General features: G+C 56.2%; 21 protein-coding genes and 2 riboswitches. Of the genes, 18 read left to right on the top strand and 3 right to left on the bottom strand.

Annotation, left to right across the window (positions count from 1 at the left end; all coding sequences use genetic code 11):
• Positions 1 to 38: 38 nt before the first annotated feature.
• Entirely contained in the window at positions 39 to 1,331 is a 1,293-nt protein-coding gene (locus C7459_RS07610; RefSeq protein WP_109688007.1) for a helix-turn-helix domain-containing protein, read from the bottom strand.
• A gap of 268 nt (positions 1,332 to 1,599) precedes the next feature.
• Between C7459_RS07610 and C7459_RS07605 the strand changes: the two genes are divergently transcribed.
• The 13 genes from C7459_RS07605 to C7459_RS23970 all read left to right on the top strand — a co-directional run bounded on the left by C7459_RS07605 (position 1,600) and on the right by C7459_RS23970 (position 11,282).
• Positions 1,600 to 2,643 carry a hypothetical protein gene (locus C7459_RS07605; RefSeq protein WP_109688004.1) on the top strand — a complete coding sequence of 348 codons (1,044 nt, stop codon included), beginning with the start codon at positions 1,600 to 1,602 and terminating at the stop codon, positions 2,641 to 2,643.
• Positions 2,644 to 2,755: 112 nt separating this feature from the next.
• Positions 2,756 to 3,304 carry a TlpA family protein disulfide reductase gene (locus C7459_RS07600; RefSeq protein WP_170119344.1) on the top strand — a complete coding sequence of 183 codons (549 nt, stop codon included), beginning with the start codon at positions 2,756 to 2,758 and terminating at the stop codon, positions 3,302 to 3,304.
• A gap of 190 nt (positions 3,305 to 3,494) precedes the next feature.
• The gene (gene spoIIAA / locus C7459_RS07595) at positions 3,495 to 3,845 is read left to right on the top strand and encodes an anti-sigma F factor antagonist (protein ID WP_109688000.1); all 351 of its coding nucleotides are present in this window, start codon (positions 3,495 to 3,497) and stop codon (positions 3,843 to 3,845) included.
• 2 nt (positions 3,846 to 3,847) lie between these two features.
• On the top strand, positions 3,848 to 4,288 hold the full coding sequence (spoIIAB, locus tag C7459_RS07590; protein ID WP_109687998.1) for an anti-sigma F factor: 441 nt from the start codon (positions 3,848 to 3,850) through the stop codon (positions 4,286 to 4,288).
• An 18-nt stretch (positions 4,289 to 4,306) separates the two neighbouring features.
• Entirely contained in the window at positions 4,307 to 5,053 is a 747-nt protein-coding gene (gene sigF, locus C7459_RS07585) for an RNA polymerase sporulation sigma factor SigF (RefSeq protein WP_109687996.1), read from the top strand.
• Between the two features lie 56 nt (positions 5,054 to 5,109).
• Positions 5,110 to 5,265, top strand: a complete 156-nt coding sequence (locus C7459_RS23250) for a hypothetical protein (protein WP_170119343.1) — start codon at positions 5,110 to 5,112, stop codon at positions 5,263 to 5,265.
• 121 nt (positions 5,266 to 5,386) lie between these two features.
• Entirely contained in the window at positions 5,387 to 5,845 is a 459-nt protein-coding gene (gene spoVAC, locus C7459_RS07580) for a stage V sporulation protein AC (RefSeq protein ID WP_109687994.1), read from the top strand.
• Between the two features lie 21 nt (positions 5,846 to 5,866).
• Positions 5,867 to 6,883, top strand: coding sequence for a stage V sporulation protein AD (gene spoVAD / locus C7459_RS07575; protein ID WP_109687992.1), 1,017 nt, complete (start codon positions 5,867 to 5,869; stop codon positions 6,881 to 6,883).
• Positions 6,884 to 6,891: 8 nt separating this feature from the next.
• Positions 6,892 to 7,242, top strand: coding sequence for a stage V sporulation protein AE (spoVAE, locus tag C7459_RS07570; RefSeq protein ID WP_109688128.1), 351 nt, complete (start codon positions 6,892 to 6,894; stop codon positions 7,240 to 7,242).
• Positions 7,243 to 7,269: 27 nt separating this feature from the next.
• Entirely contained in the window at positions 7,270 to 7,872 is a 603-nt protein-coding gene (gene spoVAEA, locus C7459_RS07565; RefSeq protein ID WP_109687990.1) for a stage V sporulation protein SpoVABEA, read from the top strand.
• Entirely contained in the window at positions 7,853 to 9,358 is a 1,506-nt protein-coding gene (locus C7459_RS07560) for a spore germination protein (RefSeq protein ID WP_109687988.1), read from the top strand. The genes spoVAEA and C7459_RS07560 overlap by 20 nt, the downstream gene beginning before the upstream one ends.
• A gap of 104 nt (positions 9,359 to 9,462) precedes the next feature.
• Positions 9,463 to 9,650, top strand: a riboswitch (Lysine riboswitch).
• Between the two features lie 93 nt (positions 9,651 to 9,743).
• On the top strand, positions 9,744 to 11,078 hold the full coding sequence (gene lysA / locus C7459_RS07555; protein WP_109687986.1) for a diaminopimelate decarboxylase: 1,335 nt from the start codon (positions 9,744 to 9,746) through the stop codon (positions 11,076 to 11,078).
• A 75-nt stretch (positions 11,079 to 11,153) separates the two neighbouring features.
• A complete protein-coding gene (locus C7459_RS23970; protein ID WP_281272755.1) occupies positions 11,154 to 11,282 on the top strand; it encodes a hypothetical protein in 129 nt (42 codons plus the stop codon).
• Positions 11,283 to 11,438: 156 nt separating this feature from the next.
• Here the strand turns inward: C7459_RS23970 and C7459_RS07550 are convergent, their stop codons facing one another.
• Together C7459_RS07550 and C7459_RS07545 are read right to left on the bottom strand one after the other, a co-directional pair.
• Positions 11,439 to 13,724: a lamin tail domain-containing protein gene (locus C7459_RS07550; protein ID WP_146200968.1), complete on the bottom strand. Its 2,286-nt coding sequence runs from the start codon at positions 13,722 to 13,724 to the stop codon at positions 11,439 to 11,441.
• Between the two features lie 160 nt (positions 13,725 to 13,884).
• The gene (locus C7459_RS07545; protein ID WP_109687982.1) at positions 13,885 to 15,114 is read right to left on the bottom strand and encodes a D-alanyl-D-alanine carboxypeptidase family protein; all 1,230 of its coding nucleotides are present in this window, start codon (positions 15,112 to 15,114) and stop codon (positions 13,885 to 13,887) included.
• A gap of 173 nt (positions 15,115 to 15,287) precedes the next feature.
• On the opposite strand from C7459_RS07545, the gene C7459_RS07540 reads away from it, so the two are divergent.
• The 5 genes from C7459_RS07540 to ribH all read left to right on the top strand — a co-directional run bounded on the left by C7459_RS07540 (position 15,288) and on the right by ribH (position 20,381).
• Positions 15,288 to 16,631 carry a TrkH family potassium uptake protein gene (locus tag C7459_RS07540; RefSeq protein ID WP_109687980.1) on the top strand — a complete coding sequence of 448 codons (1,344 nt, stop codon included), beginning with the start codon at positions 15,288 to 15,290 and terminating at the stop codon, positions 16,629 to 16,631.
• Positions 16,632 to 16,685: 54 nt separating this feature from the next.
• Positions 16,686 to 16,856: riboswitch (FMN riboswitch) on the top strand.
• A 164-nt stretch (positions 16,857 to 17,020) separates the two neighbouring features.
• Entirely contained in the window at positions 17,021 to 18,115 is a 1,095-nt protein-coding gene (gene ribD, locus C7459_RS07535) for a bifunctional diaminohydroxyphosphoribosylaminopyrimidine deaminase/5-amino-6-(5-phosphoribosylamino)uracil reductase RibD (protein WP_425450719.1), read from the top strand.
• Positions 18,116 to 18,778: a riboflavin synthase gene (locus C7459_RS07530; RefSeq protein ID WP_109687978.1), complete on the top strand. Its 663-nt coding sequence runs from the start codon at positions 18,116 to 18,118 to the stop codon at positions 18,776 to 18,778.
• A gap of 21 nt (positions 18,779 to 18,799) precedes the next feature.
• Positions 18,800 to 19,891 (top strand): 3,4-dihydroxy-2-butanone-4-phosphate synthase, encoded by a 1,092-nt coding sequence (gene ribB, locus C7459_RS07525; protein WP_109687976.1) that lies wholly within the window; start codon positions 18,800 to 18,802, stop codon positions 19,889 to 19,891.
• A 22-nt stretch (positions 19,892 to 19,913) separates the two neighbouring features.
• Complete coding sequence (ribH, locus tag C7459_RS07520) at positions 19,914 to 20,381, top strand: 6,7-dimethyl-8-ribityllumazine synthase (RefSeq protein ID WP_109687974.1); 468 nt, start codon at positions 19,914 to 19,916, stop codon at positions 20,379 to 20,381.
• Positions 20,382 to 20,535 lie beyond the last annotated feature (154 nt).

Below are 20,535 nucleotides of genomic sequence, written 5' to 3'. Positions count from 1 at the left end.
AAATCCCCTGCATTCATAGAATGCAAGGGATTTCGATTTTACATCACCATGATGCGGTCGCGCAGGTTCGACTCCACGATCGTCTGCATTTTCTGCAGGGATTCGGTAGCGGAGAGGAAGTCACCACGGGACTTGTAGATCTCGCCAAGCAGGGCGTAGGTCTTGGTCAGTTGACCGATCATGTCATTGCTTTGGAACAGTTCGATCGCTTTCTCCGAATAGTCAACAGCGGTGTCGAAGTCTTCGGTCGCCAGCTTGATTTCAGCCAGTGTGCGGTAAATGAACGCGATTTCACGCATCGAAGGTTCCATCAGTTGCATGGATTGCGTTGCATGTTTCTCAGCGTCTGCATAGCGCTTTTCCTTCAGCAGCAGGCGAGAGAGTTCGGAGTGTACGTTCGCGATGTCGATCTCGCTGCCGTGCTTGGCATAGCCCTCCATGCATTCTTCGAGCAACGCCAGCGCTTCCTCAGTTTTGCCTTCCTCGCCTTTGATGATCGCGAGGTTGACTTTGTTGTCATAGGAAGTTTTGACGTAGTTGAGCGACTTGAAGATCGCAATCGCGTCTTGGGTATGCTCAACCGCTTTTTTGTAGTTCTTCATTTCCTTGTTCGCGTGACCCAGGCCGTTGTACGTTTCCCCGATCAGCTTCAAGTAGTTCGTCCCTTGGAGCAAGTGATAGGACTCGGTGTAGTACTTGAGCGCATCGCGGTATTCGCCGAGCTTGAGGTTGACCATGCCGAGGTTGGTGATGACAAATGCCTTGGTCGAGACATCGATGTTCTCGGTGCGGGAGATGATCTGATAGGCTTTCTTCCAGTGGAATTGAGCGAGCAGCAGGTTCTCCTTGCGCAGTTGGATCACACCCAATTTGTTGAGGGCGAGAACTGCGGTGTTGTGTTCGCCTGTGCGGACGGAACCGTCCAGCACATCTTCGAACAATTCCGTTGCGCGTTCGAATTGCTCAACGTGCAGGTAGCAGTTCGCGAGGTCAAACGAGATATTGGTCAGTTGCAAGTGCGGAGCCGGGTTCTCGAGCAGTTCTTCCAACAACGAGATCGCACGGTCGTACTCGCTTGATTCCATAAACGCCTTCGCCAGCTTGTACGTGCTGGTTTGTTCGAGCTTGGTCTGCATGTCGGTCAAGAAGTAATCGACCGAAGTCTCCAGTTTCTCTGCAATTGCGCAGAGCAGTTTATGAGAAGGATTCGCTTTATCCGCTTCAATCTGCGAGATCATGCTCGGAGTCACCATGCCGGAGCCCAAGTCACTTTGAGTGAGGCCCTTCAAAATGCGAAGCTCCCTGATTTTCTGTCCAAGTGATGTAGTCATGGGGTAAACCTCCCACCCAGTAGTTAAGATTGAGAAACTTTCGTGTTCCTATATTGATTGTACAACACTATTTCGCTAAAGGAAATAGTGTATCTGTCAAAACGTGAACGGCAGTCACGTATTAAATAATATACAGGTTATACGAGTTTCCTGACAAATATACCAGATGGTTTCTTTACTGTCCAGTCAAGACTAGGAAATTCTACGCATAAATTATGAATAGATGATGAAGAATGTTCCCATTCGCGATAGGAGAGGGGGGAATTTCATGCCAGAGCATCTCCATCCATCTCTATATCAGGCTTCCACTACGGCTACGACGCGGATTTTGGGTTGGGATGCCGTCAGCAGTTCGATTGGAATCGCCCAGACCGTCTACCCAGCAACCCGTCCCAACACCGTGTTGCTCGCCCGACCGGAGTACTACCCAGAAGTTCTGGCAGCGGCTCGGCTGATGCACCATCCGTATGCAGCAGCCCTGCTCTATACAGCGACCGAAGGATTAGAGGAAGCGGTGTCGCGCGAGTTGATCCGCCTCTCGCCGCGTGGGCAGGTTCTGACCGCTCAGGTGATCGTGATTGGAGCGGTGCATGCTCGCACGTTGCACGACCTCGCGGATCTGGGATTCTCCATCTGGCACTTGATGGGCCACGACTTGTGGGACACGGTAGAGCGCATCGCCGATCTAGAAGTCGGAGCAGAATCGGGCAATGCCTTGCTGGTCTCCGTCGATCCCTTGGCGGGCGGCACCGTCGCAGGCGGGTATGCCGCACACACCGGAACACCGATCCTCTTTGCTTCGGAGCAGGGACTCTACCCCAGCACCGTGCGTTGGTTGAAGAAACATCCGCGCACGCGGATGTTTGTTGCGGCGCCTGAGACCTACCTGCCCGCCCGCATCAGCAGTGACATCCGCGCACACGGGTCCAAAGTCGAAGCGTGGATCGGCGGCCACGACGCTTTTGACATGTCGGTGCGTTTCGCAAAATTCCGACACAAGTCCCGTTTCGGCTGGGGTCGACGCGAGCGAAGTGCTGCCCCGGTCACCTTGGTGCCGATCGAGCAATGGGCGATTGGCGTGGCGGCGAGTGCGCTGTCCGTTCGCGGCAAGTCCATGCCGTTGCTGTTGACCGAGCGCGAGGGGATGGAACCGTCTGTCGAGGACTTTTTGCGCGGATTGCGGGCACGGCTGGAGGGCGAGGGTGCGCAGGCGCATGGGTTTATCGTCGGAGGTTTGGAGGTAGTGTCCTACGCGGTGCAGATGCGCATGCACCGCGCGTTGACAGAGGGCGAATTGGACCTCGACTTTTAGCCACCTTCTATATAGTAGGAAAGTATAGGAGGAGTTGGGGTAGGACCCCCAAAAATCGGGCATGCTGAACGTAACGAACCGAACGCAACTTGCGAAACGGAGGAACGTCAGCATGAACCGCATACCTCGCATCACTCGTCTCGTAGGCGTGATCGCCTTGGCGCTCGGCACCGTCGGTTGCGGGCCGTCTGCCACACAGGGCACGCTGATCCAAACGGATGGAGTGGCCCGCGCAACCACCGCCGTCCCCGGGATGGTCTCGCCAAATTTTTCGTTGCTCGACTACGAAGGCAAGCGACACCAAGTAGGTGACTATCTGGGCAAGCCGGTGCTGCTGAACTTCTGGGCCTCCTGGTGTGGTCCTTGTCGGCAGGAGTTGCCCGACTTGGCACAGGCATCGCACGATTTTGCCGACTCCGTGCAGATTGTCGGAGTCAACCTCGCGGAACAGGATGCACCCGATGTGTCCCGCGAACTCCTCAAGCGCTACAAGGTCGCGTACCCGAACTTGTTAGACACCGAGGGGAGCGTGGCCAGCGCCTATGGGATCATGGTCATCCCGACAACGTTCCTGCTCGATCGCAAGGGCAAGGTCGTGGAGAAAATCCAAGGCCCGCTGACCCGCGACCGGATCGAAACTCTTTTGAAAAAAGTGCAATGAGACGTATAAAACCGCCCCTTGTGGTCACACTGGTAGTTCAGTGCGACGGGAGGGGTTTTTGTGTTTTCCTCCGCGAAAAATAGCAAGATTCCTCGAATGCATAGACGTTTTGTCGAGGGGGAGGAACCTTGAAATTCGGAGTAGAAGTAGACAGCCAAGATCAGAATTTGTTCCTGAGGAGGGGCCGTACATGAGTTTGCAAATCGAGACCGCTGTCAGCGGCGATACGTTGATCGTCCGTCTGTCTGGCGAGTTGGATCATCACACGGCAGAATTGGTGCGCGAGCGGGTGGAGGGCGAACTGGACCGAAACCGCACCCCGCATTTGATCATGAATTTTGAAGGCCTTGGCTTTATGGATTCCTCTGGTCTAGGCGTGATCCTCGGCCGTTACAAGCGCGTCACTGCAGGCGGCGGGCGCATGGCGCTCTGCTCGGTCAACGACCAACTGCTCAAATTGTTCGAAATGTCCGGGATGTTAAAGATCATCCGCATCTTTGGCACCGAATCGATGGCACTGTCTGAGACGGGGGTGGCGTAGGCATGCAAAACAACCATATGGAACTGAAATTCTCTGCGCGCTCGCAGAACGAATCGTTCGCCCGCGTGACGGTGGCGGCGTTTGTTTCCCAACTCGATCCGACGGTGGAGGAACTGACGGAGATCAAGACGGTCGTCTCCGAAGCGGTGACCAACGCGATCATTCACGGCTATGAAGAGCAAGAAGGACAAGTCTACATCGAGTGCTCGATCATTGATGGCAACATCGAATTGATCATCGAAGACCAAGGCCGCGGCATCGAGAATGTCGACGAAGCGCGTGAGCCGCTCTACACATCCAAGCCGGAGATGGAACGCTCCGGCATGGGCTTCACGATCATGGAGAATTTCATGGACGAGATCGAAATCGTCTCGCGTACTGGGGTGGGCACCCGTGTACGCATGGTGAAATTCCTGAAAAATCATTCGTTGGCCAAGCACTAAGGCTGCGGGGACAAGCTGATGGAGAAGACAACAACTCCAAATCAAAAATATTCGGATGTGCAGGTCAAAGAGCTGATCCGCAATTCTCAAGCCGGTGATGATTCAGCCCGCGAATCGCTGGTCTTGAGCAACCAGCGACTGGTCTGGTCGGTCGTGCAACGCTTCCTAAACCGGGGGTATGAACCGGACGATCTGTTCCAGATCGGCTGTATCGGATTGATGAAGGCGATCGACAAGTTCGACCTCTCGTATGATGTCCGCTTTTCGACCTATGCTGTGCCGATGATCATCGGTGAGATTCAGCGCTTCCTGCGCGACGATGGCAGTGTGAAGATCTCCCGCTCGCTGAAGGAGACCGCCCGCCAAGTGCGACGCATGCGCGACGAACTCGCCAAGAAATTCGGTCGCCAACCGCACATCAACGAGGTGGCGGAAGCGCTGGGCATGGAGCCGACCGAGGTGGTGTTCGCCCAAGAAGCGATGCGTCAACCGGCCTCCATCCATGAGACGGTGTTCGAAAACGACGGGGACCCGATCTACCTGATGGATCAAATCTCCGACGAGGCGCAGAACAAGTGGTTCGACAAGCTCGCCCTGCACGATGCGCTCACCCGTTTGCCCGAACGAGAGCGCCTGATCGTCTTCCTCCGCTTCTTCCGCGACAAGACACAGGCGGAGGTAGCAGAGGTGCTCGGCATCTCACAAGTGCAAGTCTCGCGTCTGGAAAAGAAAATCATGCAGCAAATTCGGGAGCAACTCGGTTAAGCTCACGCGCTTCGTCCCATACTACGAACGAATGCCTTGTGTAAGGGGTGAACGTAGTGAGGGAACAGGTGGCAACGCATCGCTCCAGGTTGCGCATCGTCTGGCTGGCGGTCGCGCTCTGTGTATTTGCTGCGAGTGCAGGTGGGTACTACTGGTGGTATGAGCAAGTCGCAGTCAAGTATGATCGTATCACCAACGCCAAGCGCGTCTGACATACCGGGGATTTACCAAAAAGGACACCGTCCGGCAACTTCTGCCGGACGGTGTCTTTTTTGCTGAACTGGGTACGCTACACCTACAGGAATCTAGGTTTCAGGCGAAGGAGGAGCTGTTGTGAAGCAAGGCGTCAAAAGCCAAGAAGAGTATCAAAAACGCGCCAAGCAGCACGTTCCGAAGCGCCCGGTCGTCAGCAATTCCATCCGCGCGTTTCTGGTTGGCGGGCTGATCTGTGAGATGGGGCAGTTTCTGCAACAGGTCTTTATCACATACTTCGGTTTCAATGAGAAAAACGCCGGCAACCCGACGGTCGCCGTGCTGATCTTCCTCGCCGTCTTATTGACGGGCTTGGGTGTATACGATCGGATCGGCCAATGGTCGGGGGCCGGGTCGGCGGTGCCCGTTACGGGGTTCGCCAACTCGATGTCATCGGCTGCGATCGAACATCGCAGCGAAGGGCTTGTGCTGGGCGTGGGTGGACAGATGTTTAAATTAGCGGGCCCCGTGATCGTGTTTGGCACGGTAGCCGCGTTTGTGATTGCCTTGGTCAAGCATTTGTTCCATCTGGCGAGCTGACACGAGAGGAGGGGTGCGGAGATGCCATTGATCGGGAAACAGACTTGGCAGTTTGATTCAAAGCCCGTCCTGCAAGGCACAGGTGTAATCGTCGGGCCAAGGGAAGGCAAAGGGCCGTTGGCGATGGACTTTGATGAGATCAACGAGGACGCGTATTTTGGACAAGAGTCGTGGGAGAAGGCGGAACGCCGCTTTTTGGAAGAGGCGGTGCAGATCGCGATGCGCAAAGCGAACGTCACTCGCGAGCAGATCGATGTGATGTTTGCAGGAGACTTGCTCAACCAGATCATCACCGCCAACTTCAGCGCCCGCACGCTGGCGGTGCCGTTTCTGGGACTGTTCGGCGCCTGCTCAACCTCGATGGAGGGGTTGGCGCTGGCCGCGCTGACTGTAGACAGCGGATTCGCGACACATGCGATCGCCGCCACCGCTAGCCACAACTCGACGGCAGAGCGGCAGTTCCGCTATCCGACCGAGTATGGGGGGCAAAAGCCGCCCTCGGCGCAGTGCACCGTCACGGGCGGAGCGGCGGCGATCGTCTCCAAATCGGGGCTTGGGCCGCGCATCACACACGCGACGATCGGCAAAGTGGTCGACTTCGGCATCAAAAATCCGTTTGAGATGGGCCCTGCGATGGCACCGGCTGCGGCCGACACGATCTGGCGCCACTTTCAGGACACGGGGCGCACGGTTGACGAATACGATCTGATCGTCACAGGCGACCTCGCGCGCGTCGGACATCCGCTGGCGGCAGAGTTGCTGGAGGAGCAGGGGCTGTACTTAGGCGACAAGTTCAAGGACTGCGGCATTTTGATTTTTGACCCAGACCAGCCGGAAGTGTTCTCGGGTGGCTCTGGGTGCGCCTGTTGCGGGGTGGTCACGTTTGGACACTTGATGCGCCGGATGCAACAAGGCGAGTTCGGGCGCATCCTCGTCTGTGCAACAGGCGCTTTGCTCTCTCCACTGTCCAGTCAACAGGGTGAATCGATCCCGTGTGTGGCGCACGCAGTCGTGATCGAGAGGGGGAGCGAGACATGACGTTCTCCATGACTTTTGTCTGGGCGTTTGTGATCGGCGGCGGGATCTGTGTGATCGGACAGCTGTTGATGGACCTGACAAAGTTGACGCCTGCGCACGTGATGACAGTTCTGGTGTGCTCGGGGGCGCTGTTGGACGGATTGGGCCTCTACGAACCACTGATCAAGTTTGCAGGGGCGGGTGCCACGGTGCCGATCACATCATTTGGCAACGCCTTGGTACACGGTGCGATGGCAGAGGCCGAGCAGCACGGCATCGTCGGTTTGATCACGGGGATTTTTGAAGTGACATCGGCAGGGATTTCGGCCGCGATCGTCTTTTCGTTTTTCGCAGCGTTACTGTTCCGACCGAAGGGGTAATCATCGACCAAAAGGAGTGAGTGTAGAATGGCTCAACACCAAGAGACGGGCAAGCGCAGGGTAATTGTGGTAACAGACGGCGACCAAGTGGCACGACGTGCCGTGGAGGAAGCGGCGTCGCAAGTCGGTTGCCGCGTGATCTCCCGTTCGTCTGGCAACCCGACGCCGCTGGACGGCGAGCAGATCGTGAATCTGGTCAAGCACGCCAAGCACGATCCGGTCGTCGTCATGTTCGATGACAATGGCAACGGGGACTTTGGCCTCGGCGAACAAGCGATCGAGTACCTCAGCAAGCATCCGGACATCGAGGTGTTAGGGGCCGTTGCGGTCGCCTCGAACACGCCTTTTGTCGAAGGGGTCCACGTGGATTTTTCGATCGACCAGAACTTGCGACTGATTCAGGATGGTGTGGACAAGGACGGGATTCCGGTAAAAAGCGCCGATGGCGTGGTCTATGGCGATACGGTCGATGTGTTGACAGACTGCAACATCCCGATCATCGTCGGCGTCGGTGACATCGGAAAAATGCAAGGCAAGGATCATTTTATGAAGGGCGCGCCGATTACGAAAGCGGCCTTTTTAGAAATCCTGAAACGGAGTGGAATTGAAGATGCCGCAGATTCGCACTGATATCGACATACCACCAGCAGACCAGAAGTTGCCGCTGCACAAACGACTGTCGGAGAATCTGAAGTTCTTCGAGCGAGTGCTGGGCATCGGACAGAGCTTCGACATGGTCAAGCGCGAGTTGTCATTTGCGGGGCACGACATGTGCATGATCTACATCAACGGATTTGTCAAGGATGACATCCTCGATGAATTGTTGCGCAATCTCTCGACGCTCAAGCGTGAACAACTGGCTGTCGATGCGTTCGACAAGCTGTTCAAGACCTACTTGCCACACGTCCAAGTCGAGAAGGTGGATACGTCCGACCAGATCTTCACGGCGATCCTGTCTGGGCAGACCTGTCTCTTGGTCGACGGATATGAGCAGGCGTTTCTCATCGATGCCCGCAGTTACCCGGCACGGACGCCGAGCGAGCCGGAGTTGGAGCGGGTGGTGCGCGGTTCGCGGGATGGCTTTGTGGAGACGATGGTGCAAAACTGTGTCCTGACCCGCCGCCGGATCCGCGACCCACGCTTGCGGATGGAAACCCTCAAGATCGGAACTCGTTCCAAGACGGACGTCTGTGTCGCTTATATCCAAGACGTAGCCGATTTGGAACTCGTAAAAGAGATCAAGCATCGGCTCAGCAAGATTGAGATCGACGGAATTCCGATGTCGGAGAAGACCGTCGAGGAATTTCTGATCCGTAAAAATCGATACAACCCGTACCCGGTTGTCCGCTATACAGAACGACCGGATGTCGCGGCGAACCATCTGTTGGAGGGGCATGTGTTGGTCTACGTCGATACGTCTCCGTCCGTCATGATCACGCCGACAACTCTGTTTCACCATGTGCAACACGCCGAGGAATTCCGCGAGAATCCGATCATCGGGGTGTACATCCGCTGGATTCGTTTCGCGGGGATTCTGACGTCGATGTTCCTGATTCCGCTATGGATTCTCTTCACACTGATTCACCGCGAATGGATGCCGACACAGCTTGAGTTTCTCGGGCCAGAGACGGTCGGGGCGATTCCGATCATCTTGCAGTTCTTGATTGCCGAGATCGGGATCGACTTGATGCGGATGGCGGCCATACACACGCCAACACCGCTTGCCACCGCGATGGGCTTGGTCGCCGCCGTGTTGATCGGTGACATCGCGGTGAAGGTGGGGCTGTTCTCCCCAGAGACGATCCTCTATCTCGCCGTCTCAGCGATTGGGACGTTTGCCACGCCAAGTTATGAGTTGTCGATGGCCAATAAGCTTTGCGGAATGATCTTCATCTTCGCTGTCGGGGTGTTTGACTGGATTGGGCTGGTGATCGCCGTCGGGCTGTGGGCGCTGATGCTACTGACGACCAAATCGATCAACCGTCCGTACCTCTGGCCGTTGATCCCGTTCAATGCCAAGGCGATGCTGAACATCCTCGTCCGTGCCCCGATGCGTGGGAAAGCGATGCGCCCCTCCATCGTCCATCCGCGGGACAAAGATCGTCAGCCGAATTAGCACGATTTTTGCTCTGACTGCATATCCTGCATTGCATTGACACATAAAACTTTGTATAATAAGCACAACTAAATAAACGAGTATCGTATCCTCATCTGTTTTACTGGTGAGGTAGAGGCGCGGGTAGTAAGAGTATCGACTTGTGAAGTGATGGTCACTGATGAGCAGTCGGGAAAGGACGACCGCCGAAGTGGAGGAAGGCACCAACCTTCCTCTGCTGGGTCGACATTGAAGAAATGTCGGACTGTCGCCTATGGGCATCCCAACCCAGTGGCGATGAGCTATCTTCACACCACGGGATGATGAGGACGTCATACAGAACCAGCAACGGTCGACGACTTCCACTCGTCGACCGTTTTTTCATACGAGAGGGGACGACAGCCACATGTTTTTGCACGGGACGAGTCGGGTGAATGAAAAGGGGCATTTGGAGATTGGCGGCGTGGATTCCACGGAGTTGGTCTCGAAATTCGGTACGCCCCTGTATGTGTTTGATGAGCAATTGATGCGCGATACGATGCGCGCGTACAAAGCTGCGTGGGAAACCACCGGGCTGCGCTACGAAGTGGCCTACGCGTCCAAGGCGTTTTGCACGCTGGCGATGTGCCGTCTCGTCGCAGAGGAAGGGTTGGCGCTGGACGTGGTGTCGGGTGGGGAACTGCACACCGCCTTGAAAGCAAACTTCCCGCCGGAATTGATCCATTTCCACGGCAACAACAAGACCCCGGATGAGATTGAGCAAGCGTTGGCTGCGGGGATCGGGGCATTTGTTGTCGACAACTTCCATGAACTCGCACTTCTCGGGGCCTTGGCGGTGCAACAGGGCGTTGTCGCAGATGTCTTGTTGCGGTTAGCGCCGGGTGTGGAAGTACACACGCATGAATACATTTCCACGGGCAAGGAAGACTCCAAGTTCGGATTCGACCTGTCGAGCGGAGCGGCGGAACAGGCGGTGAAGCAGGCTGTGCAGACCAAGGGTGTGCGCTTGGTCGGCTTGCATTCGCATATCGGTTCGCAGATTTTTGAGACCGAGGGCTTCAAGCTGGCGATCGATATCGTCGCCAAGTTTTACGCGCAGGCTGTGCAGGAATGGGCGGCGCAGGATCTGACCGTCTTCAATGTCGGCGGTGGGTTTGGCATCCGCTATACAGAGGAGGACGCACCGCTGCAGATCCAGGAATACATCGAGGCGATTGCCACGGCGGTGAAGGCTTCCTTTGACCGTCTGGGTTTGGAGTATCCAGAAGTGGTGATCGAACCGGGCCGCTCAATCGTCGGCAATGCGGGCACGACGCTGTATACGGTCGGGTCGAGCAAGGACATTCCAGGCGTGCGCAAGTATGTGTCGGTCAACGGCGGTATGGCGGATAACCCGCGTCCAGCGTTGTACCAAGCGGTGTATGAAGCGATGTTGGCGAACCGTGCGACGGAGGTGCCATCCGAAGTGGTGTCGATTGCAGGCAAGGCCTGTGAGTCGGGCGATATGCTGATCTGGGATGCGAAACTCCCAGCGGTGCAAGCGGGCGACATCCTCGCGGTCTCCAGCACAGGGGCGTACAACTACTCGATGGCATCCAATTACAACCGCATCGCGCGCCCGGCCGTTGTCTTCGTACAGAACGGTCACGCGGACCTCGTCGTCAAGCGCGAAAGCTATGACGATGTGGTTGCACTCGACATCGTACCGGCGCGCCTGATGAACGGTGTGCTCAGCAAATAAGCGAATCATGACAGGTGCGGAAGGCAAGTCCACTTTCTCAGGCATATCTTATACCTGAGAGGAGGGATGACTTCGATGGCAACTCTCTTGTTGTTCCTGCCGCGACTGTTTCAGTTTTTCGGGACGTTTCGAGGATTCTACGGGTTTCTCCGTCCGTTCTGGCCGATGATTTCCGGGATGTTTGGGAGTCGGGCAGCGATCTAAGCTGCTCGGCTTTTTTACGTTACGCAAGGCGCACTCAACTCTCGATTGAGCGATACTTTAGGCCTACTTGATGTAGGTCAAAAGTATTACCCGGGAAATAGCAAAAAAGAGCACTGAAATTCAGTGCTCTTTTCTGTATTCGTCAGTTCGTGGTGGTTATTTTTTCGGGGAGGGTGTTGCGACCGTCCAATCTGCGGAGGAATTGGTATCGACAGTCGGGTTGGTGCGCGAGAGGACTTGTCCGCTGCTGGTGCTGAGACCCCAGCCAGAGACGTAGTTCATCCAAGCCACTTCATCGACAGCTACTCCGGCCGAGGTTTTCAGGAACAGGTCATCGCCGGTGTTCGTGAGCGTCAGGTTCATCCCGGAGACGTCGAGCCCGAAGCCTTTGTAGGCAGAGAAGCCTGTGCTGTCCTTGCCGACGGTCAGGAAGCTGTGCGCCGGGATCACGGTGCCAGTCGGGATCGTGAAGGTGCCGGATTTGTTGGTCAGCTTGTAGTTGGTGAGATCGACGGAGACGTTGTTTTTGTTGTAGAGCTCAACGTATTCACGGGTGGCGTCAAAGCCGTTCGTATCATAATTGACTTCGGAGATCACAACGTTCGAAGTGCCTTTGGTCTCATCTGGGGACCACGTTTGCAGACCTGCGCTCCAGTCGTACCAGAACAGTTGCTCATAGTAGGCGTTGACTTCAGGATTGTCGACAATCACGCCAGCCTCGCGGTTGTTCTCCGGTGAGGATTCCGACCAGTTGATCGAGGAGACGAGGGTCTTGGAGCTGTCGGCGAGCATGCCTTTGTTGTGGACTTTTTCGAGGCCGAGCGTTTTCAGGTCGATCAGTTTGGCTTGCAGGTCGAGATGTTCCGTTGTCGCGATGTCATTGACATATTGCACGGTGAATTGGTTGTCACGCGGATCGGTGGCATCGAGGAACGCGGAGTCCAGCAGGATGCGGACTTTTACACCGCGACGGGCGGCGTTGATGCATTCCTCCAAGTAGATGTCCGGCGAGGTCGTCGTGCTTCCTGTCGTCGGGCCCCAGAACTTGTGCGCGTAAAGTTGTTCGACGAGCAGCGATTTGGTCGCAGACTTGGCGAGGCCGAGGATCGAGTTGTTCTGCAGGAACGTGCTGTCCGGCGCGAAAATCGGGGTGACGTTAAACTCCCCCGTGATCGCTTTGTTCTTGAAGTTGCCTTTGTAGGTCGCCGTCGGGGTGGAGCTGTCCGGGACAAAACCTGCTGTGGGCGCGCCCCATTTGCTCGAAGCGGTGAACGGGAAGGAGTCCTTCGAATTGACGTTCCAGTCGCCGTTGAAGACGGTGGAGTAGAACGATGCGACGTTGGCGCTGTTCATCACGATGCCCCAGCCGCGGTTGCCATAGTTGGTATTGAACGGCAGGCTGGAACTTTTGAAGTTTTCAGACTGCACCATGATCTTGTTGCTGTCGATGATCGCGTACTTGGCGTGGTCAAAGGTATAGCGTTTAAACGTGGCGGTGGTGGAGTCGTTGATGATGAAGCGGACTTGGCCGCCTGCATTGACGATTTGTTGGGCGACGTACTTGCCTTGATCGATCAAGCCGCCGACCGGAGAACCTTCCAAGAACACGCGGACTTTGACCCCGCGATTGATCGCGTTGAGGATCACATCCATCAACTGAGGCATCTGGAACTCGTAGACGTTCAGGTCGATCGTGGTCGTCGCACTGTTCAGCAGGGTCGCGACCGTGTTGAAGCTGTTATCAGGGGAGGAGTACGGTTGCATCGTCCCTGCATACGTATAGGTCGGTGCGCTGTAGCGCGATTGGCCAGCGGCATACACGCGCAGATGCTTCCAGTCGGCCGCCGTGTTGCTGTCTGGGAACAGTTGGCTCGTTTCATCCCTCTCCCGGACGAACATCACACCCCCGGATACGTTCGGGACGGCGGTGCCCGACCAACCAGTCGTACTGGTGCCGCTGCCATACGCTACCGTGTCGATGTTCGTACCGCTGGCGTTGTAGAGGTAGACGACACTGCCTGCGTTCGCGAGCGGAGGAACGGAGCCGGAGAGCGTCATCTGCGGAACGGTGCTATCGGTGTCAGCGCCGTACTCATAGGTGGCGGGGAAGAGCTGCTCCGACTTGAAAGCGGTCGCTTGCTTGGTGACGTAGATCGTTTGCCCAGCTGCCAGCGTGGCACCCGACGGGAACACCAATTTCGAGGTGCCGACTTGCAAATACCAGCCGCTCAGCGCGATGGCGCTTGCCGTCGGGTTGGAGACAGCGATGTATTCCTCAGGTTCATTGGAGAGGTTGGTGTCTGCGTACACCTCTGTGATCAGCGGGTACGAGATCGCAGCCGCACCTGAGTGCGCGGGCGGGAGCATTCCGGCCACGAGGCCGGCTGCAAGCATGGCGGTCATCAACGTGCGGGTCATGCGAAGTTTCCCTTGTGTAAACAAGTGAAAGTCACCATCCTTAAGTAGTTTTATTTTTAACAACGAATGTTATGTGTCTATTTTACTCGATTGTTCGGGTTTTTCGCAATCGGTATTTTAAGAGAGTTTCTAAAAAAAAGAACCCTCGCTCAAGGCGGGGTTCTTTCCTTTTTAATCCATATTTTTAATGCCCCTTATAGCTTGTGGTAACTTGACGGAGGCGACGAACGCGGCGCTTCCAGAACCAAACGGTGAGAAATGCGAGTCCCGCGGTGGTGAGGAGGACGTAGGTGAATGTTCGTGTTTTGGCCTGACCAGTCGGAATCACGGGTGAGAGTACGTCCGAAGCCGCGTACAAGTCAGCAGTGAGCACGCGTTTGCCTTGGAGCAGATAGTCGACGGAGCCGACTTTGGAGCCTTTGGGGAAGGGAGCGGTGGGCACGGTGAGGTGTACAGACGGTTCCATTTTTGCCGTATCGCTTATCGGAAGTGTGCCGTAGACGTCCTGATGCAGGACCGCATGAACCTCCTGCCCGTTCGCTTCAAACGTGCCGAGCGTGTCACCTGTCTGGGCGAGGCGGGCCGTGGTGAACTGGTCGAAGCCATAGTCGAGCAATTGTGTGGTTTCGAGGCGAATCGTCTGCTTCACTTGCACGCCCATCAGCACCGCCAGCACTTCGCGGTCACCACGTTTAGCGGAGGCGATCATCGTCTGCTGCGCTTGGTCGGTGAATCCTGTCTTCACACCGGTTGCACCGTCGTAGTTCCAGAGCATCGGATTGAGATTGACGAGATGAGAGTCCCACGCTTGTCCGTGCCAGTCGTAGGTTTGAGTTGCCACAATTTCCCGAAATTTTGAATTTTTCATCGCATAGTTGGCGATCAATGCCATGTCGTAGGGCGTGGTAACGTGATTGTCGTCATGGAGCCCATTGGGCGTCACAAAGTGGGTGTGGGTAGCGCCGAGTTGCTGGGCTTTTTCGTTCATCAAGTCGGCAAACTTGCTGACCGAGCCGGAGATGTGTTCGGCGATCGCCACGGCGGCATCGTTACCAGAGTTCAGCATCAATCCGTAGAGCATCTGCTCCATCGGCTCTTGTTCCCCGACTTCTAGATAGACGCGATTGCCTTCTTGCTCGCGAGCGAGTTGTGAAGTGGTGACGAGGTCGCGCAGGTCAGTTTTTTCCAAGGCGAGGATGCAGGTCATGACTTTGGTGATGGAGGCGGGAAATGCCAGGTCGTCTTTGTGGCTATCGTAGAGGACTTGGCCGGATTGCATGTCGAGCACGACAGCACCCTTGGCAGTAAGTCCAGTGGGAATTTCATCAGTTGCGTACACGTGGGAAACACTAGTCACGGATACCAGACTGAGCGCCATACACAGGGTTCGGCACCAGTTCCATCGCTTATTCATCGCTCACACTCCACCAAGTTGAGTATCGGAAGGCTTTTGTTCTGTTGAGCCATTACTTATTGTAGTATACGACCATACCGGATGCAAAGTAAGTAATTAACAGGAAGTCCTTGCCGTTCCACGCAGAACCAAGTAAAATCTTCCTGTTACATCACATAGGAAGGGGTAGCTGGATGCAAAAAATGAAAAAAATGCGTTTCTTTACTCCTGCACGGGTCTTGTCCATCGGCTTCGCGGTCTTGATCCTCGTCGGAGCCATCCTGCTCTCCTTGCCGATTGCCTCGCAAAGTGGTGAAGGCCTGCGATTTGTTGATGCCTTGCTTGAGGCGACGTCTGCTGTGTGCGTTACCGGGCTGATCGTGGTCGATACGGGGACGTACTTTAATCATTTCGGCCAGATCGTCCTCATTTCATTGATCCAGATCGGGGGGTTGGGTTTCATGACCCTCGCGACCTTCATCACGATCATGACGGGGCGCAAGATCGGTCTCAAGGAACGCTTGTTGATCCAAGAAGCGTTGAACGTTTCGTCGCTGGAAGGATTGATTCGACTGTCGCGCAACGTGGTCTTGATCACATTGGGGATTGAATTTTTCTTTGGCTTGATCCTCGCGACGCGGTTTTCCTTCGACATGCCGCTGGGACGAGCGATCTATTATGGGATGTTCCACTCGGTATCCGCATTTTGTAACGCTGGATTTGACTTGTTTGGCGGTTTCAAGTCGATTTCCGATTATGTCGGCGATCCGACGGTCAACATCTCGATTGGCTTCTTGATCATCCTCGGCGGTATCGGATTTACAGTTCTCGCTGACATGCGGCATGTGTTTCTCCGCAAGCGCACGATGCTGCATACGAAGATCGTGTTGCTGGTATCCGCCGTGCTTCTGGTGATCGGGACGGTGGGGTATTACTTGTTCGAGAATCACAATCCGGGCACGATTGGAAACTTCTCGGAAGGCACCAAGTGGTTGGCTTCGTTTTTCGCTTCGACGACGGCACGTACCGCAGGATACGCGTCGGTTAACTATGAGACGATGTCGCAAGGTGGTCTGCTTTGGACGATCATCTTGATGTTTATCGGGGCCAGCCCTGGGTCGACCGGGGGCGGGATCAAAACGGTCACGACGTTTGTTATCTTGCTGTACATCGTCACCGTGATCACCAACAAGGAGCGCCCTGTCGTATTCGGACGTTCGATCGCGCCGCAGATGATCTACAAATCCTTGGTGATCGCGGTGATGGCGTTGTTGCTGGTCACGTTTTCCACGATGGTGCTCACAGTCACAGAGAACGTCGACTTTTTGCGCCTGTTGTTTGAAACGACGTCAGCGTTCGCAACCGTTGGGCTGTCCACCAACTTGACACCGACGCTGAGCGATCCGGGCAAGGCGTTGATCATCATCTTGATGTACATCGGGCGACTGGGCCCCCTTACGATCGCGCTGGCGTTGGCCGCGCGTTATGCAGACAAAGCAAACCTCAAATACCCAGAGGGTAGCCTGTACGTCGGGTAAGTGGGGTAGACGAGCTGGCAAAGTAAGGCTATACTGATATCTGAACTAACTTAATAGTTCCTTCAGGGCGTGGTGAGGCGATGTGAATCTGCCAATTCCCGACCGGCGGTGATGACTCTTTTTTCAAAAGGGGCTAAGTCCGCGAGCCTGCAATCCGATGATTGCGGTGCAGGAACTGGTGTGAATCCAGTACCGACGGTATAGTCCGGATGAGAGAAGGAATGTGTTGTGAACGGATGACGGGAGAACTCTAGCCTTTTTTATCTCAGGCGTCAGTCTGTCTAAGTCCGTACCGAACGCAATCTTACTGCCCTGAAGTCAGCTGATCTGCTGATTTCAGGGCTTTTTGTTTTGGGCAGCTTAGAAACTTCTAGAGGTGGTGGATTCGAGTGAGCGATACACACTACATGCAGATGGCGCTGGACCTCGCGGCCCAAGCGCAGGGCCAGACCAACCCGAATCCGATGGTCGGGGCCGTGCTGGTCAAGGAGGGTCGAGTCATCGGCTTCGGGGCCCACTTGAAAGCAGGCGAGCCGCACGCGGAAGTGCATGCGTTTCGGATGGCGGGGGAGCAGGCGGAGGGGGCGACCTTGTACGTGACGCTGGAGCCCTGTAGTCATCACGGGCGGACACCTCCCTGTGCCGACCTCGTGGTGTCATCACGTGTGAAGCGCGTTGTCGTGGCGATGCAAGACCCGAACCCATTGGTGGCGGGACGCGGGATTCAGCGGATTCGCGAGGCCGGCATCGCCGTTGAAGTCGGGGTGCTGGAGGAACAAGCGATCCAGCTCAACGAGCGCTTTTTGCACAACATACGCACGCAGCGCCCGTTCGTGGTCGTGAAAACGGCGATGACCCTCGACGGCAAGATCGCCGCACACACGGGAGATTCACGCTGGATCACCGGCCCGTCGGCGCGGACTGCTGTACATAAGGTACGCGATGAAGTAGATGGCATCCTCGTCGGGATCGGCACTGTGCTCGCGGATGACCCGGAGTTGACCACACGCCTGCCTGACGGAGGCGGCAAGAACCCGACGCGGATCATCCTCGACAGTTCCTTGCGCATCCCCGAGACCACCAAGGTGCTCGATACGACGGTGGCACCGACATGGATCGTCACCGGGCCGGAACATGATGAGGCAAAAGCGACCCGTCTGCGCGAGCGCGGCGTTCGCGTCCTCTCCTTAGCGGATCGCAGCGTATTGCACCTGTTAGAAGAACTCTACAAGCAAGGCATCACCCACCTCCTCGTCGAGGGCGGTGCGACGGTCAACGGCGCTTTTTTGGAAGCGGGCTTGATCGACAAAGTGATGGCGTTCATCGCCCCGAAGTTGGTCGGCGGAGCTACGGCACCGACACCTTTTGGCGGAACGGGGTTTGCCAAAATGTCGGAGGCGCTCCAACTGCGCGACTTGAGCATCACCGTCTATGGGAACGACGTCTGCATCATGGGCTATCCCGATTTGGGAGGTGACAACTAAATGTTCACAGGGCTTGTGGAAGAAGTGGGCGCGATCGCAGAGATTCGTCCTGCGGGGAAAGCGATTCACCTGAAAATCAAGTCGAGCAAAGTTCTCGACGGCGTGCAACTGGGCGACTCGATCGCGATCAACGGGATCTGTTTGACGGTCACGGCGTTTGACAAGTCCTCATTTACCGTCGACGTCGTTCCTGAGACGATGCGGCGGACCACGCTGCACGAACTCTCGTCAGGCTCGCCGGTCAACTTGGAGCGGGCGATGCAGATGGGCGGGCGATTCGGCGGGCATATCGTGTCCGGGCATATCGATGGGGTCGGGCAGATCATCTCGATCGTCGACGAGGACATCGCCAAAGTGGTACGCCTCGCCGCACCGCCCAACGTCCTGCGCTACGTCGTGGAAAAGGGTTCGATCACGATCGACGGTGTCTCGCTGACGGTGATGGACGCAGACAGCGAATCCTTTCGCATCTCGGTGATCCCGCACACGTGGCAGATCACCGTCCTGCGCCATCGCCGTGTGGGCTCGACCGTCAATTTGGAGGTTGACATCATCGGCAAGTACGTCGAGCGGCTGTTGGGAGCGCACCTGCCAGGGTCTGGTTCAGATGCGGGAGGAGCCCGCATGAGCATGGACTTCCTGCGCAACAATGGATTCGCGTAAACGGGGAGAGGGGAAATAGCGATGTTCCATACGATCGAAGAAGCGCTTGCTGACCTCAAGGCTGGAAAAGTCGTGATCGTCGTCGATGACGAAGACCGCGAGAACGAGGGAGACTTCATCTCTCTGGCCGACCGCACCACCGCACAAACGATCAATTTCATGATCACGCATGGCCGCGGACTTGTCTGTGTGCCGATCACGGAGGAGCGTGCCACGAAACTCGACCTGCGCCCGATGGTACACGTCAACACGGACGAGCACGGCACCGCGTTCACCGTGTCGGTCGACGCGATGCGCGGCACGACGACGGGCATTTCCGCACATGAGCGCTCCGTAACGGTTGCGGCGTTGATCGACGAGGCCGTGACGGGGAAAGACTTTAAGAAGCCCGGTCACATCTTCCCGCTCGTCGCCAAAAACGGTGGCGTCCTGCGGCGCCCCGGTCACACCGAAGCGGCGGTCGACCTCGCCCGCCTCGCCGGTAGTTATCCAGCAGGTGTGATCTGTGAAGTGTTGAAAGCGGACGGGACGATGGCGAGAGTGCCCGACCTCGTGGAGATTGCCGAAGAGCACGATCTGAAGATGATCACCATCGCCGCTCTGATCGCCTACCGCAAGGATCGCGAAAAACTCGTCGAGCGTTCCGCATCAACCGAGCTGACGACTGCACACGGCACGTTTGATGTACATGTGTACACCAACTTGCTCGATGGGCAGGAACACCTCGCGTTCGTCAAAGGCAACTTCGAGGCAGAGATCCCTACGCTCGTGCGCGTGCGCAACGAATGCCCGCTCGGGGATCTGTTCGACTCGCACAGCTGCCAATGCCACTCGCAGTTGGAGGCGGCGATGCGCGAGATCGAGGCGAACGGCAGTGGCGTGCTCCTGCATATCCGCAACACCTCGCAGGAGCGCAGCCTCGCCGCCAAGATCAAGGGACATGCGGCAGTAACCGATGCCCAGGATTACGGTATCGGTGCCCAGATCCTCCGCGACCTTGGAGTGGGCAAGATGCGACTGCTCAGCAACAACCCGCGCAAATTTTCAGGGCTGCTCGGCTACGGTCTGGAAATCATCGAGACTGTACCGCTGAAAAAGCCCGTCCAGTTGTAATCACGAAGGGAGATCAATCCAAATGGCAAACTACCTAGAAGGCAATTTAATCGCAACAGGTCTGCGCGTAGGCGTAGTCGTAGGTCGTTTCAACGAATTCATCGGCAGCAGACTGCTCGGAGGCGCGCTTGATGCCTTCAAGCGTCACGGTATGGAGGAAGATGCAGTGGATGTCGCGTGGGTACCGGGTGCATTTGAGATCCCGTTGATCGCGCAAAAAATGGCAGCATCCGGCAAGTACGACGCGGTCATCACCCTCGGGGCCGTGATTCGTGGGTCCACCCCGCACTTCGACTATGTCTGCAACGAAGCAGCCAAGGGCGTTTCCCGCGTTCAGCTCGACACTGGCGTCCCGACGATCTTTGGTGTCCTGACCGTAGATTCGATCGAGCAAGCGATCGAGCGCGCAGGTACCAAGGCCGGGAACAAAGGCTGGGAAGCGGCTGTGACCGCGATTGAGATGGCGAACCTCGGCAAGCTGTTCAAATAAGGAAGGATTTAGCAAGCCTCATCTTGAAACTAGAAGTCGGCGCTCTGCGGAGGCCGACTTTTTTTATTGGGAGGGACTCTTGTGAGTATCGTTGCAAATCCAGAAGCCCTTCGAGCGCTTGCACGGAGTTGTTCGGGTGCTTCGTTTGACATAC

It is taken from the genome of Tumebacillus permanentifrigoris, from assembly GCF_003148565.1.
Classification (GTDB): Bacteria; Bacillota; Bacilli; order Tumebacillales; family Tumebacillaceae; genus Tumebacillus; species Tumebacillus permanentifrigoris.
Note: the sequence above shows the minus strand (reverse complement) of the source record. Positions and strands in the feature narration are given on the sequence as shown.